The sequence below is a fragment of the Micromonospora lacuserhaii genome, from assembly GCF_036902735.1.
Taxonomy (GTDB): Bacteria; Actinomycetota; Actinomycetes; order Mycobacteriales; family Micromonosporaceae; genus Micromonospora.
On sequence record NZ_JBAKHO010000034.1, the window covers coordinates 1 to 16,055 of the forward strand.

Genomic DNA, 16,055 nt, shown 5'->3' on the forward strand with positions numbered 1-16,055 from the left:
TTGGCCTCCGACTTCGGGCCGCTCCCGGGCCGGGCGGGCCGGAGTGCCGCCGCGCGGCCCCTCCCCCACCCCCGCCGCGCCGGCCGGGGTGGGCGTGGTGCCCCACTCCCCCGGCGCGGGCACGCCCGGCGGGCGGATCGGCCGGCGACCACCGCCGGCCTCCGACTCGCCGGGCTCCTTCGCCCCCGGCCACGGCTTGGCGACCCGGGAGGCGAGCACGAACTCCTTGCGCAGCGGGTGCCCCTCGAACTCCGGCGGCAGCAGCAGCGGCAGCAGCCCCCGGTGGCCGGCGAAGTCGATGCCGAACATCTCGTGGGTCTCCCGCTCGTGCCAGGCGGCACCCGGGTAGACGTCCACCACCGAGGCCACGGTCGGCGTCTCGCGGGGCACCCGGGTGCGCAGCAGCACGCCGTGCCGGTGCCGAATCGACCAGAGGTGAGCCACCACGTCGAAGCCGCCGCCCAGCTCGTCGACCGCGGAGAGCCAGTCGAAGAAGTCGCAGCCCAGCTCGGCGTCGTCGCGGGCCGCGCGGAGCGCGTCCGACCAGCTCGCCGGGGGTACGTCGATGGTGGCGCGGGCGTAGGACTGACCGCCGGAGACCGACGCGGTGGCCTCGACCGGCGCGAGCAGCGCGACCATCCGCTGGCCGACCTCTTCCGGAGTCATGCCGTGATCCTATGGCCGTCCGCCCCGGGCCGTGACGGGCCGCCCGCGCCCGAGGGTGCCGCATCTGCCGCTTTGCCGGGCGGACGGGCCCCGGGCGGGGAAGGATGAGCACGTGCGCGCGATAACTGTCTCCCCCGAGGTGCCCGACTCGCTGCGCCTGATCGACGACTGGCCCGAACCGGCCGCCGAGGAGGGCGCGATCCTGGTCGAGGCGCTCGCCGTGGGCATCTGCGGCACCGATCAGGAGATCATCGCCGGCAAGTACGGCGAGGCCCCGCCCGGCCAGGAACGGCTGGTGCTCGGGCACGAGTCGCTGGGTCGGGTCCTGGAGGACCCGACCGGGACCCTGCAACCCGGCGACCTGGTGGCCGGCGTGGTCCGCCACCCCGACCCGGTGCCCTGCCCGAACTGCGCGGTCGGCGAGTGGGACATGTGCCGCAACGGGCGGTACACCGAACACGGCATCAAGGGTCTCTCCGGCTTCGCCCGGGAACGGTGGCGGGTGCAGCCGAAGTTCGCCATCGGCCTGCACCCGGTGCTCGAACCGGTCGGCATGCTGCTCGAACCGGCCAGCGTGGTGGCGAAGGCATGGGACCACATCGAGCGGATCGGCAACCGGGCCGAGTGGCAGCCACAGACCGTGCTGGTCACCGGCGCCGGGCCGATCGGCCTGTTGGCCGCCCTGCTGGCCGCCCAGCGCGGCTTCTCGGTGCACGTGCTCGACCGGAACACCACCGGGCCGAAGCCGGACCTGGTCCGGGCGCTCGGCGCGACGTACCACACGGTGCCCGTCGGCGAGCTGGACTTCGAGCCGGACGTGGTGGTCGAGTGCACCGGCGCGCCGACGGTGGTCCTCGACGCGATGTGCAAGGCCGCCCCGACGGGGATCGTCTGCCTCACCGGGGTGTCCAGCGGCGGCCGGACCATCGACTTCGACGCCGGCGCGCTCAACCGGGCCCTGGTGCTGGAGAACAACGTGGTCTTCGGGTCGGTCAACGCCAACCGGCGGCACTGGGACCAGGCCGCCGACGCGCTGGCCCGGGCCGACCAGTCCTGGCTGAACTCGCTGATCACCCGCCGGGTGCCGGTGGCGGAGTACGCCGAGGCGTACACCCCCGCCGGCGAGGACATCAAGGTGGTGGTGGACTTCACCGCCTGAGCCCACCCGACGGGGTCGCTCAGATGCCGGGGAGCCGGCCGTTGCGGAACAGGTCCACGAAGAGCTGGTGGTCCTCCCGGGTACGGCCGCCGTAGGCGTGCGCGAACTCGACCAGGTACGCCACGAAGCCGTCCTCGTCGCCCCCGACCGCGGCGACGATCGACTCCTCCGTCGAGTAGTCGACCAGGTCGTGGCTGGACTCGTCGTCGGCGACCGAGTGCATCCGGGCCACCGCCCGGCCCAGGTCGGCCAGCACCCCGGCCATGTCCTCCGGCTCGTTGACGTCCGCCCAGTCCAGGTCGGCGGCGTACGGGGAGACCTCGGCGACGAGCTGGCCGACCCCGTCCAGTTCGGTGAAGCCCAGCCACGGGTCCGCGTACGCCTGGAGCGCCCGCTGCGACTCGGCCGTGCGGTGCCCCTGGTGGTGGAAGTAGCCGCGGACCCGCTCGTCGTCGATGTGCCGGGCGACGGCCGGCACCTGCGCCTGCTTCATGTAGAGCACGACGTCGTTCTCCAGCGCCTGGGTGTGCCCCTCCAGCAGCAGGTTGTACGACGGCAGCCCGGCCGAGCCGATGCCGACCCCCTTGCGCAGCACCACGTCCTTGATCTTCGAGGCGACCGGCCGGAGCCGGGTCGCCGACTCGGGACGGGTGTCCAGGTACGCCTCGTAGGCCGCGCAGACCATCTTCCGGGTCTGGCCGTCGATCTCGAAGACGCCGTCGCCCAGGGAGAACCGGCGGTCGTAGTTGTCGATGGTGGTCTGGGTGGCGAGCAGGTCGACCCGGGTGTTCAGCCGGGCCTGCTGGAGCACCCGGCGCAGCACCCCGTCGGCGTTCTCCAGGGTGATCGAGCCGATCGCGTCGTCCCCGCCGGCGGCGATGGCCCGCAGCTCGGTCAGGTAGGCGCGGGCGAACCGGTCGACCAGGTCGCCGATCACCTGGTCGGAGAGGGCCTTGGCGTAGCCGAGCAGGGCCACGCTGGCGGCGAGGCGCTTCAGGTCCCAGGAGAACGGCCCGACATAGGCCTCGTCGAAGTCGTTGACGTTGAACACCAGCTGCCCGGAGGCGTTCATGTAGGTGCCGAAGTTCTCCGCGTGCAGGTCGCCGTGGATCCACACCCGGCTGGTCTGCTCGTCGAGATAGGTGTCGTCGGCGAAGTCGCCGCGCTGGTCGGCGTAGAAGAGCGACGCGCTGCCCCGGTAGAAGGCGAACGGGGAGGCGGCCATCTTGCGGAACTTGCGGCGGAAGGCCGCCGGGTCGAGCGCCATCGACGCGCCGAACTCGTCGGTCAGCACGTCGACGATGAAGGCGGAACGCTGGTCAGCGGACTGGGTCATGGACCGCAGGCTAACGCCCGACCGCCACCGGGGGCGCTCGGCCGGACGGAAGGACGGGCGCCGGTCAGCGCCCGGTGCGGGCCGCCCCGAACCGCCACGTCGACCGCGACGCGAGCGGCGGCGTCGGGCTGAGCATCGTGCCGGCGGTGGAGAGGGACCGCGACGTGGACGCGGTCAGCGGCATCTTGCCGCAGCTCCGGGTCATGTCCGCCGCGATGGTGGTGGTCTGCCCCGCCGTCATGGCGACCTCGATGGCCGGCTTGCCGGCCAGGCCGTACCAGCAGTCCTTGGTCAGGCTCGCGTACTGGACGTACACCTTCTGGGTGCGGTGGCCCTTGAGGCTGAAGGTGCCGTCCCGGGCGATGTTGGTGAACGACGGGCTGGCGACGTCCCCGGTGCGGGAGTTGTACGTCCAGACGTACCCGGCGTCGACCGGGTTCGCGCCGTCGGTCACCTTGCCGGTGAGCTGCCCGCCGGCGGCCAGCTTCGCGTCGACCGTGGCCGTCCCGCCTGCGGTCACCGTCGCCATGGTGGCGGCGAACCGGTCGGCGACGTCACCCGACCACTGCCAGCCGTACCCGGTGCCACTGTTCGGCATGAACTCCACCGGCCACCGGTACGGGCCGAGCTCCCCGATGGTGTAGCGGCCCTGGGAGTTGGAGCAGTTCGCCCCGAAGATCGCACCCTGGCCGGGGTGGAACGCGAACGGGTAGGCGCAGACCCCGGCGACCGCCGCGCCGGAGGAGTTGCGGACGGTGCCGGTGATCGTGCCGGGCGGGTCCACCCGGATGGGCGGAATGGTGATCGTCTGCTGGGGCGTGAGCGTCACCTTCGACGCCTCGCGCTGGTCGCCGCTGCCCCCGGTCGCGGTGACCCACTGGTCGCCGTAGCGCTTCGCCGGCGGCTCGTACGGGTTGACCGCCTGGTAGGCGTAGAGCTGGACGGTCTCCGCGTTGGTGAACGGGCCGATCTCCAGCGATCCGTCGTCGGACGAGCAGGTGCTGCCCATGTGCGCGGACTGCCCGCCGAACCTCGGCTTGACCAGGCGTACGCAGATGCCGCCGACCGGCTTGCCGGTCGGCCGGTCCTGCACGGTGGTGGCGATCGCCGCCCCCGGGTTCAACGCGTACGACACCGTGGTGGTCTTCCCGCGCTCCACGTGCACGTACGGCGTCTCGTCGATGGGGAAGTACGAGGCGCCGCCGCTCACCGTCAGGGTCCAGTCGCCCGGGTCGTACGCGCCTCAGCTCGCCGGCGGGCGTACCGGCGGGGCGGTGAGCGAGGAGACCGGGCGAGCGTCCCGGGGCGCCGCGTCCACCGGCGACGCGAGCGGGTCGGGGCGGGACACCCCGCCGATGCCGGCCTGCTCGGCGGCGATCTTCTCCTGGAGGCGGAGGATCCCGTGCAGCAGCGCCTCCGGCCGGGGCGGGCAGCCCGGCACGTAGACGTCGACCGGGATGAGCTGGTCGACGCCCTTGGTCACCGAGTAGGAGTCCCAGTACGGGCCGCCGCAGTTGGAGCAGGCGCCGAACGAGATGACGTACTTCGGCTCGGGCATCTGGTCGTAGAGCCGCTTGATCGCCGGGGCCATCTTGTCGGTGACCGTGCCGGAGACCACCATCAGGTCGGCCTGCCGGGGCCCGTGCGCGAACGGGATCACCCCGAGCCGGATGAAGTCGTGCCGGCCCATGCTGGTCGCGATGAATTCGATCGCGCAGCAGGCCAGGCCGAAGTTGAACACCCAGAGCGAGTAGCGGCGGCCCCAGTTCAGCACGAACCGGATCGGCTCGCCGAGCACTCCCGGCAGCTGCACGTCGAACCCCCTTCCGTCCGTCTCAGGACAGTCAACCACAGCGTCCGGCGACGATCATGGACGGCGGTCACCGGCCCTCGGCCCCGGCGGCGACGCGTCCGGACGCCGCGCTGTCCGCAGCCGGACAACGGACCACCGATGCCGCTGCAACCTTTCCGGCCGGTGACTTGTCTGACGGGCGGGAGGCGGGCGACCGCCGACCGCCACGGGGAGGACGAATGAACGTGACGAGAGACATCCGGGCCGGTGGTCCCCCGCCGGACCCGCTGCCGGGAGTCGCTCCACCACTGGCGGAACTGGTCTTCGACGACTTCTACCACGCCCATTTCCGGGGGCTGGTCGTGCAGCTCGCCGCGTACACCGGCGACCGGTCACACGCGCAGGACCTGGTCCAGGACGCCTTCTGTCAGGCGTTCACCCGGTGGGACCGGGTGGCCGGCTACGACGACCCGCTGGCCTGGGTACGCCGGGTCGCCTGGAACCTCGCCCACAACCGGTGGCGGCGGCTGCGCACCGCGCAGGCGTACCTGCGGCGGCAGCGGGAGACGCACGTGGCGGGGCCGAACCCCGACCGGGTGGCGGTGGACGCCGCGCTCGCCCTGCTGCCGCCGAGGCAGCGCCGGGCGGTGATCCTGCACTACCTCGCCGACCTCTCGGTCGCCGAGATCGCCGACCAGGAGCGGGTCGCCGAGGGCACGGTCAAGTCCTGGTTGCACCGGGGCCGGACGGCCCTGGCCGCGCACCTGCGGGAGAACACCGGGGAGGTGCGGAATGTCTGAGCAGGAAGACCACGTCCTCCTGAGCGAGGAGTTCGGGCGGTACCGCCCGACCGCGATCATGCAGGTCGAGGTGCCCGGCCCGGCCGCGGTCCGACGGACCGTGCGCCGCAACCAGCGCCGGACGCTCGGCGCCGCCGTCGCGGCCGCCCTCACGCTGGTGACCGGCCCCACGGTCGGGTACGCGGTGCTGAGCCACCACCCCGCTCCCCGGCCAGGGCCGGTCGATCCGACGGTCTCGCCGTCGCCGACCCCCACGCCGAGCCTCTCGGGCAGCCCCACGCCGACGCCGCCGGCCACCACGCCGGCAGCGCCGCCACCCCCGGACGGCCACATCACCCGCTCGCAACTGCTCGCGTCGCCGGTCTCGCTGCCTCCCTGGCCGTCCACCACACCGGAATGCCCCTCCGGGAGGGTCCGACTGTCGGACAAGGGCCGGACGTCGCCCGCCCCGGTCCTGCTCTCCCTCGACCACGCGGATGTGGATCGCGACGGTGCGGCCGAGACCGTCGCCCGCGTCAGGTGCGACAACGGCGACAACGGCCCGGAACAGGTGGTGGCCTTCGACCGGGACGAAGCGGGGAGGATCGTCACCCTCGGCCGGGTGGCGAGCGTGCCCGGTTCGGTCACCAAGGGCTGGCTGGAGGCGATGGAGCTACGGTCGGACGGGCAGGTCCGGCTGCAGCTGACCGACCGGGCCAACGACGTGGCGTGGCCGTCGGAGTGGGCGCAGCACCAGTGGCGCACGTACCGGTGGGACGGCGAGGGCTTCGACCAGGTGCTCGGCGAGACCGCCTTCCCCGTCAACCCGTACGCGGTGGATCTCTCGGTCACCTCCACCGACCTGCGGCTGACGAAGAACGCCGACGGATCCCGCTCCGGCGCCATCGACGTGCGGATCCGGCACCTGGGCGGCCGGGACGCGACCGCGGTGGAGCTCCGGGTGAGCCTGCAGTGGGGGCTGTTCCCGGTGGACGACACCTGGACCTCGTGCCGAGACGGCTACCGCACCTCGCGGGATCCGACGCTGTGCCGGCTGGGCCCGTTGCGCTCCGGCGACGACATCACGCTGCGGCTCCCCGTCCGGGTGCCGCAGGGGTACGTCTTCACCGGTGAGAATCGGTCCGTCGCGGTCACCGCCCTCGGACCGCAGGACCAGGAGCTGATCGAGCGCGACCGGAAGAACAACGAGGTCATGCCCCGACTCGGCTGAGCGGGAAGCAGCGCGGTGGCCCGGCCGGGGAGCGATCCCGGCCGGGCGGTGGTGCTGGTGGCGGCCCCGGTCGTCGCCAACGCGGCCCTGCACGGCGACCGGACGGCCCCGGTGCCGGGAGTGTCCGTCGACCCGACCACCCCACCGACCCAGTCCCCCTCGCAGACGCCGCCGGCCACCGCGACGACCACGCCGACCCCGACCGCGTCGGCCAGCCAGCCCGCACCGGACGGCCGGATCAGCCAGCAGCAGTTGCTGGCCGCGCGGCTCGACCTGCCGGCCTGGCCGACCGGCTCGCCGTCGGGCTGCGTCACCAGCCGGGTGCGACTGGGGGCGCCGCCGAGCGGCCAGGCGGGGGACGGCCCCCACCTGATCACCCTGGACCACGGCGACGTGGACGCCGACGGGGCGACGGAGACCGTCGCGCTGATCGGCTGCCGGGCCGGCGAGGTGATCCGCAAGCAGGTGGTGGCCTTCGACCGGGACGAGGCGGATCCGATCGTCACGGTCGGTCGGGTGACCCGGACCAATTCCGGCTTCGACGACATTCTCGGGGTGCAGGTCACCTCGGGCGGCGCGGTCGAGGTGCGGGTGGCCGACATCCAGCCGTGCTGCTCAACGCCGAGCTATCTGGTTCGGGAGCAGACCCGGACGTACCGGTGGAACGGGACCGGGTTCGCCCAGACCGGGGGGCCCCACGTCGTGGGGCACCGATCCGCGGCTGACCGACCTCAAGGTGTCGGTGAAGACGACGCTCGGGCCGGCCAACCCTGACACCACCCTGCGGCCGTTCACGATGACCTTCACGGTCAGCAACGCCGGCCCGCACGACGCCGACCGGATCGCCTTCTTCAATCTGGAGGTCGACGAGCACGCCGGTGGTGACTGGTCGAAGTGCGACACGTCGGTTGGGACGCGCGGAGAGATTCCGTCCTGCCTCCTGGCCGGGCCGCGGGCCGGTCAGACCCGCACCTACACGTTCGTGTCCAACGTGCCGGACGGGCAACGTGGTGCGGGTCCGCCGCCGTGGATCACCGAGGTCGCCCACTGGGACGCCCAGAACCGGGACTGGCCGGACGTCGCGCCGCAGGACAACTCGGTGCGGACGGCGATCCCGTACAACTAAGCCGGGCCCCGCGGGCGTCCCGTCCCCGTCCTGGGGCGGGGCGCCCGCAGGCGTCCGCGGGTCAGTCGCCGGACGCGAGCCGCCAGGCGGGGCGTTGCAGCAGGCCGACGAACTCGACCAGCAGTCGTTCCCGCAGCGCGGGCGGGGCGGTGTCGAGCAGCGTGTTCACCAGGGCCATCCGGTCCGGCAGCGGGCCGGCGCCCGCGCCGAGACCCAGCCCGGCGGCCAGCCCGGCGATCAGCTCCGGGGTGAGCGCCTCCGGGGTCAGGCTGGTCACCAGGGCGCGCAGCTCCGGTGGCAGCGCCACCGGCCCGGCCGCCCGGGCCGCCGCCACCGCCTCGGCCAGCGCCGGCCGGAACTCCGCCACCCGGGGCGCCACCGAGGCGGTCACCGTCAGGTGCACGGAGGCCGGCAGGCCGGCGTACGTGAGTTGCGGCTGGGTGTGCCAGCCCCGGGCGGTCAGCTCGTCGACCAGCACGAAGAGGTCCAGCGCCGGGTCGGTCGAGGTGAAGCAGACCACGGTGGACTCCGGCTCGGCCATCAGCCGCAGGCCCTCGACGCCGCGCACCGCGAGGGCCAGCCCGGCCACCGCGTCCCGGGTCGCGGCGGCGAGCCGCAGGTAGCCGTCGTCGCCGAGGTGCCGCAGGGTGGCGTACGCGGCGGCGATCGGGCCGCCCGACCGGGTGGAGGCGAGCACCGGGTTGACCATCGTGTACCCGGGCCAGTCCGCGTACGCGAAGTACTGCGGGGCGCGCAGCGACGGGTCGCGGTGCAGCAGCACCGAGACGCCCTTCGGGGCGTACGCGTACTTGTGCAGGTCGACCGAGATCGAGGTGACCCCGTCGACGGAGAGGTCGAACGGCGGCACCGGCGCCCCGAGCCGGCGCAGGTACGGCAGGGTCCACCCGCCGAAGCAGGCGTCCACGTGGCAGCGCACCCCGGCCGCCGCCGCCACCGCGGCGATCTCCGCGACCGGGTCGATCACCCCGTGCGCGTACGAGGGGGCGGAGCAGGCCACCAGCACGGTCTCCGGGCGGATCGCGGCGGCCACGTCGGCGGCCGACGGGCGCAGGGTCACCGGGTCGACCGGCACCGTGTCCAGGGTGACCCGGAGCAGGTGGGCGGCCTTGGCGAAGGCGGCGTGCCCGCTGGCCGGCACCACGATCCGCGGGCCGGCCAGCTCGGGGCGGGCGTCCCGGGCCGCCTTCACGGCGAGGATCAGCGACTCGGTGCCGCCGCTGGTGACGCTGCCGACGACGTCCGGCGCGCTCGTGCCGGGCCCGCCGCCGAGCAGCCGGGCGGCCGCCCCGACGAGCCCGTTCTCCATCGCCAGCAGCGAGGGGAAGGCGGTCGGGTCGAGCCCGTTGACGTGTGCGCTCTGCGCGTACGCCGCGGCGGCCAGTTCGTCCAGCCCGGCCACCGCCGGGTCGTACACGTAGGCGAACAGCCGCCCGCCGTGCGTCGGCCGGTCCAGCCCGCGCAGTTCCCGCACCTCGTCGAGCACCCGCTCGGCGGGCACCCCGGCTTCGTCCATCATGGATTCGTGGTGGCCTTTCCGGACGGCTCGGCGGTGGCGAGGGTGTAGTGGCGCAGCAGCAGGGTCACCGGGGCGATCAGCAGGGCCGGCAGCACGGTGAAGCCGAGCAGGATGCCGAGGCGGGCCGAGTCGGGTTGGGTCGCCGCGGTGCCGGTGCTGGAGGAGACGTAGCCGCAGAGTTGCAGGACCAGGCCGTAGAGGCCGGGGCCGAGGGCGAGGCCGAGGGTCTCGCCGGCGGTCCAGAGGCCGGTGAAGACGCCCGCCTGGCGGCGACCGGTCCGCGCGGTGGAGTGGGCGACCACGTCCGGGAGCATGGCCAGGGCGAAGACCTGCTGGCCGGCGTACCCGACGCCGATCAGCGCGACCACCGCGTAGCTGGCGGCGGCGGGCAGCACCGGCGCGGCGACCAGTCCCAGCGCGCCCGCCGCGAGCAGCAGCGACGCGGCGACCAGTGCGGTGCGCTTGCCGACCCGGGCGCCGACCCGGGTCCAGACCGGCATCACCAGCAGCGCCGGCCCGACGAAGCAGGCGAAGAGCAGGGTCGGCCCGTTCTCCGGGTCGCGCAGGACCTGGTCGGCGAAGTAGCTGACCCCGGCGAGGATGGTGGCCACCCCGGCGGACTGCACCACGAAGACGATCAGCAGCGCCCGGAACGGCCGGTTGGCGCCGGCCACCGCGAGCTGCGCGCGCAGCGACGGTTCGGTCGCCACCACCGCGCCGGTCGGTGCGGTACGGGTGCCGAGGAACGCGCCGAGGGCCCCGACGGCGATCAGCGTGGCGACGAAGAGCCCCATCCACCGGTGCCCGGCGACCCCGTCGCCACCGGCGGTGACCACCATGGGGGCCACCGCGCCGGAGACCAGGATGGCCAGCGCCAGCACCGCGATCCGCCAGCTCATCAGCCGGGTACGCTCCGCCCGGTCGTCGGTCAGCTCGGCCGGCATCGCCACGTACGGGACCTGGAAGAAGGCGAACGCGGTGGCGGTGGCGAGGAACGCGACCGCCACGTACGCCCCGGCGGCCGGAGCGGCCCCGAAGGGCGCGGCGAAGATGGCGGCGAAGAGCGCGGCCAGCGCGAGACCGGCCCCGAGCAGCCACGGCCGGCGCGGCCCCCAGCGGGAGCGGGTGCGGTCGGAGATCCGCCCGGCGACCGGGTTGACCAGCACGTCCCAGGCTTTCGGCAGGAGCACCAGCAGCGCCGCCACCCCGGCGGCCACGCCCAGCGTGTCGGTCAGGTACGGCAGCAGCAGCAGCCCCGGCACGGTGCCGAAGGCGCCGGTGGCGAGCGACCCGAGCGCGTAGCCGGCGTGCACCCGTCGGGGCAGCGCGCCGGCTGGTGACGGGGCGGCTTCCACCACGGGCGCGTCCATGCGGCCGAATGTTACTCACGTTATGGCGCGGGTCACATCCCCTCTTCCGGCCACCAGCTCGCCGCCGCCATGTCCACCCCGGCCGGGCGCAGCGGGCAGCCCTCCTCCCGCAACCGGGCCCGCGCCTGCACCTCGTGCCCCGGCGGCAACCGGCCCGCCGAGTTCACCACCCGGTGCCAGGGCACCCCACCGCCGTGCCGGGCCATGATCGAGCCGACCAGCCGGGCCGAGGCCCGCCCGGAGCGCTCGGCAAGAGCGTCGGCGACCGCCCCGTACGACATCACCCGACCCGGCGGGATCCGCTCGACCAGCGCGAGCACCGCCTCGACGTACTCCTCAGGCGTCACGAGCTGCCACAATATGGGAACGGCCCGGGGTGCGGTGGGACCGGGCGCGCAGAATGGGCGGGTGCGCGAAGCAGTCACCTCGGCCCGGCGGATCGCCGTCAAGATCGGTTCGTCCTCGCTGACCACCCCGACCGGCGGTCTGGACGACGCCCGGGTCGACGCGCTCGTCGACACCCTCGCCGCGCTCGCCGCCGACGGCCGCGAGGTGGTGCTGGTCTCCTCCGGCGCCATCGCCGCCGGGCTCGCCCCGCTCGGGCTGCCCCGGCGCCCCCGCGACCTGGCCACCCAGCAGGCCGCGGCCAGCGTCGGGCAGGGCCTGCTGATCGGCCGGTACGCGGCCGGCTTCGCCCGGCACCGGCTCACCGTCGGGCAGGTGCTGCTCACCGTCGACGACGTGACCCGGCGGGCGCACTACCGCAACGCGTACCGGACCCTGCGCAAGCTGCTCGACCTGCGGGCCGTGCCGATCGTCAACGAGAACGACACGGTGGCCACCGAGGAGATCCGGTTCGGCGACAACGACCGGCTCGCCGCCCTGGTCGCCGCCCTGGTCGACGCCGACCTGCTGGTGCTCCTGTCGGACGTCGACGCGCTCTGGACCGGCGACCCGACCCAACCCGGCAGCACCCGGATCAGCGAGGTCCGCGACGAGCGGGACCTCGCCGGCATCGACATCGGCGGCGCCGGCCGCGCCGGGGTCGGCACCGGCGGCATGGTCACCAAGGTGGAGGCGGCCCGGATCGCCACCGGCTTCGGCATCCCGGTGGTGCTGACCGCCGCGCCGCTCGCCGCCGAAGCGCTGGCCGGCGAGCCGGTCGGCACCTTCTTCCACCCGGCGCAGCGGCGCCCGGCGGCCCGGCTCTTCTGGCTCGCGCACGCCACCGCACCCCGCGGGCGGCTGCACCTCGACCCGGGCGCGGTCCAGGCCGTGGTGGGGCGGCGCAAGTCGCTGCTGCCCGCCGGGATCACCGCGGTCGACGGCACGTTCACCGCCGGCGACCCCGTCGACCTGGTGGACGCCGCGGGCGCCCCGGTGGCCCGGGGGCTGGTCAACTACGACGCGGTGGAGCTGCCCGGGCTGCTCGGCCGCTCCACCGGAGAGCTCGCCGCGGCGCTCGGCCCGGCGTACGAACGGGAGGTCGTCCACCGCGACGACCTCGTGCTGCTGTGAGGAGTGGACGCATGAGCGAGCGTCAGCGAGCGAATCATCAGTTCAGCGCGGTGGTGCCTCATGGCGGCACGGAGCGCAGCGGAGTGCCGGCATGAGCGAGCGTCAGCGAGCGAATCATCAGTTCAGCGCGGTGGTGCCTCATGGCGGCACGGAGCGCAGCGGAGTGCCGGCATGAGCGAGCGTCAGCGAGCGAATCATCAGTTCAGCGCGGTGGTGCCTCATGGCGGCACGGAGCGCAGCGGAGTGCCGGCATGAGCGTCGTCGAACAGGCCCGACGGGCCCGGGACGCGGCGGGTGAGCTGGCCGTCGCCACGCGTACCGCCAAGGACGCGGCGCTGCACGCGATGGCCGACGCGCTGGTGGCGCGTACGCCGGAGATCCTGACCGCGAACGACGCGGACCTGGCGGCCGGGCGGGAGGCCGGGCTGAGCGCGGCCGTGCTGGACCGGCTGGCCCTAGACGTGGGCCGGGTGGCGGGCATCGCCGACGCGCTGCGCCAGATGGCCGCGCTGCCCGACCCGGTCGGCGAGGTGGTCCGCGGCGCGACCCTGCCCAACGGCCTGGAGCTGCGGCAGGTCCGGGTGCCGTTCGGGGTGGTCGGGATCATCTACGAGGCACGGCCGAACGTGACCGTCGACGCCGCCGGGATCTGCCTGAAATCCGGCAACGCGGCGCTACTGCGCGGCTCCTCGTCGGCGGCGCACTCCAACGCCGCGCTGGTCGCGGTGCTCCGCGACGCGGTGGCGGAGGCGGGCCTGCCGGCGGACGCGGTGCAGCTGCTCGACGCCAGCTCCCGCGACTCGGTCAAGGAGCTGATGCGAGCCCGGGGACTGGTCGACGTGCTGATCCCGCGCGGCGGCGCGTCGCTGATCCGGACCGTCGTCGAGGAGTCGACCGTGCCGGTGATCGAGACCGGGGTGGGCAACTGCCACGTCTACGTCGACGCGGCCGCCGACCTGGCCAAGGCCGTGGCGATCACTTTGAACGCCAAGACCCAGCGCCTCTCCACCTGCAACACCGCCGAGTCGCTGCTGGTCCACGCGTCCGTCGCGGACGCCTTCCTGCCGGCGGTGCTGGCCGCGTTCGCCGAGGCCGGGGTGACCGTGCACGGCACCCCCGAGGTCGCGGCCCACTCGGACGCGGTGGTGCCGGCCACCGAGGAGGACTTCGCCACCGAGTACCTGTCGGCGGACATCTCGGTGGCGGTGGTCGACTCGCTCGAGGCGGCGGTCGCCCACATCCGGCGCTACGGCACCGGCCACACCGAGGCGATCGTCACCGACTCGCAGACCGCCGCCCGGGAGTTCGTCGCCCGGGTCGACGCGGCGGCCGTGATGGTCAACGCCTCGACCCGGTTCACCGACGGCGGCGAGTTCGGCTTCGGCGCCGAGATCGGCATCTCCACCCAGAAGCTGCACGCCCGCGGCCCGATGGGGCTGCCCGAGCTGACCTCCACCAAGTACGTGGTCACCGGCGACGGCCACCTGCGCCACTGACCGTCCCTCGTGGACTCAGGGCCCGCGCGGGTGCGCCGGGTCGGTAGTCTGGGGCCGGTTCACCGCGGCTGGGGAGGTGGCATGCTGGGCGAGAACGCCCTGGAGGAGCAGTTGGCGCAGGCACGGGCCGCGCTGCACGAGGCACGCCGCAGCGCCGTGCCGGCGCAGCGGGCCGAGTCGGTGGCCGAGGCCGCCGACGGGCGGATCCGGGTCACCCTCGGCACGGACGCCCGGGTCAGCGCCGTCGACATCGACCCCCGAGTGCTCCGGGAGGGCTCGGAATACCTCGCCGAGGAGCTGCGCCGGGCGGTGAACGCTGCCCTCGACGCGCAGGACCCGGGCCCCGCCGCCGGACCGGCACCCGACCTGGCCGCGATGGCCGCCACCGTCGAACGGCTCCAGGACTCGGGCCTGCGGCAGATGCGCGAGATGAGCGTCGCCATCAGCGAGACGATGCGCAAGCTCCAGCGGCGGAGCTGACGTGGAACCGCTGGAGGTGGACGTCGACGCGCTGCGCCGGGGCGCGGAGCAACTGGCCCAGGCCAGGGAGGGCGTCCGGCAGGCGTTCGAGGCGTTCCAGGCGGCGGCGGGCGGCTACGCGGGCGCCTTCGGCGGCGACGAGATCGGCATGCTGCTCGGCCTCGCCCACCAGGCCTGTGTGGACGGGCTGACCGAGTGCCTGAGCACCAACGTCGCCGAACTGGAGAGCTACGCCGAGGGGCTGGCCGTGATGGCCGAGGGCTACCGGGCCGTCGAGGAGGACGCCGCCGCCTCCTTCCGCGCCATCCTCGGCTCGCTCGGCGGCTGAGGCCGCCGCCGACGCAGGAAGGGAACCTCGTGGGTCTGACGTTGCCGGGCGAACTCGCCTCGCTGCTCTCCATGATCGGCTACGACTGGCCGGAGTCCGACGAGACGGCGCTCTTTCAGCTCGCCGGCGAGTGGACCGGCATGGCCGACCGGATCGACGCCTCGGTCGCGCAGCTGGAGTCGGCGGCGCGGACGGTGCTCGACACCAACCGGGGCGAGAGCATCACCGCGTTCGCCGCCGAGTGGAACGACCGGGAGTCGGCGGCGCGCAACATCGCCGACGCGACCGACCCGACGAACGTCATCGCCATCGGGCTGATGGCGGCGGCCGGGGTGGTGCTGGCCCTGAAGATCCAGGTGATCGTCCAGTTGGTGCTGCTGGCGATCCAGATCGCCCAGGCCGTCGCCACCGCGGTGGCCACCTTCGGGGCGTCGCTGCTGGAGATCCCGATCTTCAAGATGATCACCGGGCTGATCGTCGACCAGCTGATCGGGATGGCGGTGGACACGGTGCTCAATGGTTAGGAAGCGGACCACCCCGCCCCGGCAGGCCCAGGCGAAGGGCGCCCGGATCGTCTCGGCGTACCTGGAGAACGCCGACGTGTTCCGGACCGCCAAGGCGGCCGGGAAGAAGGTCGACGGGCCGGCGGTGCTGGTGCTGAAGAACCGGCCGGACTTCGACCGGCGGGACTTCGACCGCAAGGCGAAGGACCTGGCCCGGCTCGGCCAGGAGGGTCGGCTGAAGAAGGCGAAGCCGGACCGGGACAGCAACAAGGTCCACGACCCGTCGACCGGGAAGCGCCGTACCCGCACCAACATCTACCGGGACCGGATGATCCGGAACCTGACCAAGGACGGCCGGCTCACCGCGCAGAAGGGCACCCCGGCCAGCAACAAGTACCTGGCCAACAAGAACGTGGTGGACCGGCTCTACGCCGGCAAGGGGCCGATCACCGCCCGGGGCCAGGGCTACGACCCGGACCACATCCACGAGCTCCAAATGGACGGAACGGACACGTACGATAATCTCAGGCCGATGGACGCCTGGACCAACCGCCAACTCGGCAGCGACATCTCCGTCGCGCTGCGGGACGTCCCCGAGGGCACCCCGGTCATCGTGCGAGTCCTTCCGTGAGCGCGAGGAGTGAGCCGGGGTTGCGAGCCCCGCAGTCGCGAACCGAGGTGGCGCCGTGAGCGCGAGGAGTGAGCCGGGGTTGCGAGCCCCGCAGTCGCGAACC

Annotated in this window: 18 protein-coding genes; 11 read left to right on the forward strand and 7 right to left on the reverse strand. The window is 73.8% G+C overall.

From position 1 onward, the window contains the following. Window positions 1–666: NADH-quinone oxidoreductase subunit C (locus V6U81_RS19960; RefSeq protein WP_334491370.1), on the reverse strand; the 666-nt coding region annotated here is incomplete at its 3' end. A gap of 112 nt (window positions 667–778) precedes the next feature. Between V6U81_RS19960 and V6U81_RS19965 the strand changes: the two genes are divergently transcribed. Next, window positions 779–1,825, forward strand: a complete 1,047-nt coding sequence (locus V6U81_RS19965; RefSeq protein ID WP_334491371.1) for a glucose 1-dehydrogenase — start codon at window positions 779–781, stop codon at window positions 1,823–1,825. 19 nt (window positions 1,826–1,844) lie between these two features. Here the strand turns inward: V6U81_RS19965 and V6U81_RS19970 are convergent, their stop codons facing one another. From V6U81_RS19970 to V6U81_RS19980, 3 genes are all read right to left on the reverse strand, one after another. Then, complete coding sequence (locus tag V6U81_RS19970; protein ID WP_334491372.1) at window positions 1,845–3,161, reverse strand: DUF2252 domain-containing protein; 1,317 nt, start codon at window positions 3,159–3,161, stop codon at window positions 1,845–1,847. A 64-nt stretch (window positions 3,162–3,225) separates the two neighbouring features. Beyond that, the gene (locus tag V6U81_RS19975) at window positions 3,226–4,371 is read right to left on the reverse strand and encodes a carboxypeptidase-like regulatory domain-containing protein (RefSeq protein ID WP_334491373.1); all 1,146 of its coding nucleotides are present in this window, start codon (window positions 4,369–4,371) and stop codon (window positions 3,226–3,228) included. A gap of 33 nt (window positions 4,372–4,404) precedes the next feature. Further along, the gene (locus tag V6U81_RS19980) at window positions 4,405–4,974 is read right to left on the reverse strand and encodes an NADH-quinone oxidoreductase subunit B (protein WP_334491374.1); all 570 of its coding nucleotides are present in this window, start codon (window positions 4,972–4,974) and stop codon (window positions 4,405–4,407) included. Window positions 4,975–5,192: 218 nt separating this feature from the next. Here V6U81_RS19980 and V6U81_RS19985 point away from each other — a divergent pair, with 218 nt between their 5' ends. The 4 genes from V6U81_RS19985 to V6U81_RS20000 are packed head-to-tail and all read left to right on the forward strand — an operon-like array spanning window position 5,193 to window position 8,089. Continuing rightward, a complete protein-coding gene (locus tag V6U81_RS19985; protein ID WP_334491375.1) occupies window positions 5,193–5,753 on the forward strand; it encodes an RNA polymerase sigma factor in 561 nt (186 codons plus the stop codon). Then, a complete protein-coding gene (locus tag V6U81_RS19990) occupies window positions 5,746–6,963 on the forward strand; it encodes a hypothetical protein (RefSeq protein WP_334491376.1) in 1,218 nt (405 codons plus the stop codon). Before V6U81_RS19985 ends, V6U81_RS19990 begins: the two co-directional genes overlap by 8 nt. Before the next feature lie 15 nt (window positions 6,964–6,978). Continuing rightward, window positions 6,979–7,737 (forward strand): hypothetical protein, encoded by a 759-nt coding sequence (locus V6U81_RS19995; protein ID WP_334491377.1) that lies wholly within the window; start codon window positions 6,979–6,981, stop codon window positions 7,735–7,737. Next, a complete protein-coding gene (locus V6U81_RS20000; protein ID WP_334491378.1) occupies window positions 7,706–8,089 on the forward strand; it encodes a hypothetical protein in 384 nt (127 codons plus the stop codon). Before V6U81_RS19995 ends, V6U81_RS20000 begins: the two co-directional genes overlap by 32 nt. 61 nt (window positions 8,090–8,150) lie before the next feature. Here V6U81_RS20000 and V6U81_RS20005 read toward each other — a convergent pair whose 3' ends face one another. The 3 genes from V6U81_RS20005 to V6U81_RS20015 are packed head-to-tail and all read right to left on the reverse strand — an operon-like array spanning window position 8,151 to window position 11,343. Continuing rightward, window positions 8,151–9,626: a pyridoxal phosphate-dependent decarboxylase family protein gene (locus V6U81_RS20005; protein WP_334491379.1), complete on the reverse strand. Its 1,476-nt coding sequence runs from the start codon at window positions 9,624–9,626 to the stop codon at window positions 8,151–8,153. Then, window positions 9,623–10,996: an MFS transporter gene (locus V6U81_RS20010; RefSeq protein WP_334491380.1), complete on the reverse strand. Its 1,374-nt coding sequence runs from the start codon at window positions 10,994–10,996 to the stop codon at window positions 9,623–9,625. Before V6U81_RS20010 ends, V6U81_RS20005 begins: the two co-directional genes overlap by 4 nt. A 32-nt stretch (window positions 10,997–11,028) precedes the next feature. Beyond that, entirely contained in the window at window positions 11,029–11,343 is a 315-nt protein-coding gene (locus V6U81_RS20015) for an MGMT family protein (RefSeq protein WP_334491381.1), read from the reverse strand. Between the two features lie 61 nt (window positions 11,344–11,404). On the opposite strand from V6U81_RS20015, the gene proB reads away from it, so the two are divergent. From proB to V6U81_RS20045, 6 genes are all read left to right on the forward strand, one after another. Next, window positions 11,405–12,514 carry a glutamate 5-kinase gene (gene proB, locus V6U81_RS20020; RefSeq protein WP_334491382.1) on the forward strand — a complete coding sequence of 370 codons (1,110 nt, stop codon included), beginning with the start codon at window positions 11,405–11,407 and terminating at the stop codon, window positions 12,512–12,514. 251 nt (window positions 12,515–12,765) lie between these two features. Continuing rightward, window positions 12,766–14,010 carry a glutamate-5-semialdehyde dehydrogenase gene (locus V6U81_RS20025; RefSeq protein ID WP_334491383.1) on the forward strand — a complete coding sequence of 415 codons (1,245 nt, stop codon included), beginning with the start codon at window positions 12,766–12,768 and terminating at the stop codon, window positions 14,008–14,010. A gap of 81 nt (window positions 14,011–14,091) precedes the next feature. Next, the gene (locus V6U81_RS20030) at window positions 14,092–14,490 is read left to right on the forward strand and encodes a YbaB/EbfC family nucleoid-associated protein (protein WP_334491384.1); all 399 of its coding nucleotides are present in this window, start codon (window positions 14,092–14,094) and stop codon (window positions 14,488–14,490) included. 1 nt (window position 14,491) lies between these two features. After that, on the forward strand, window positions 14,492–14,818 hold the full coding sequence (locus V6U81_RS20035; protein ID WP_334491385.1) for a hypothetical protein: 327 nt from the start codon (window positions 14,492–14,494) through the stop codon (window positions 14,816–14,818). 29 nt (window positions 14,819–14,847) lie between these two features. Continuing rightward, window positions 14,848–15,342: a WXG100 family type VII secretion target gene (locus tag V6U81_RS20040; protein ID WP_334491386.1), complete on the forward strand. Its 495-nt coding sequence runs from the start codon at window positions 14,848–14,850 to the stop codon at window positions 15,340–15,342. Then, window positions 15,335–15,952 (forward strand): hypothetical protein, encoded by a 618-nt coding sequence (locus V6U81_RS20045; protein ID WP_334491387.1) that lies wholly within the window; start codon window positions 15,335–15,337, stop codon window positions 15,950–15,952. The genes V6U81_RS20040 and V6U81_RS20045 overlap by 8 nt, the downstream gene beginning before the upstream one ends. Window positions 15,953–16,055 lie beyond the last annotated feature (103 nt).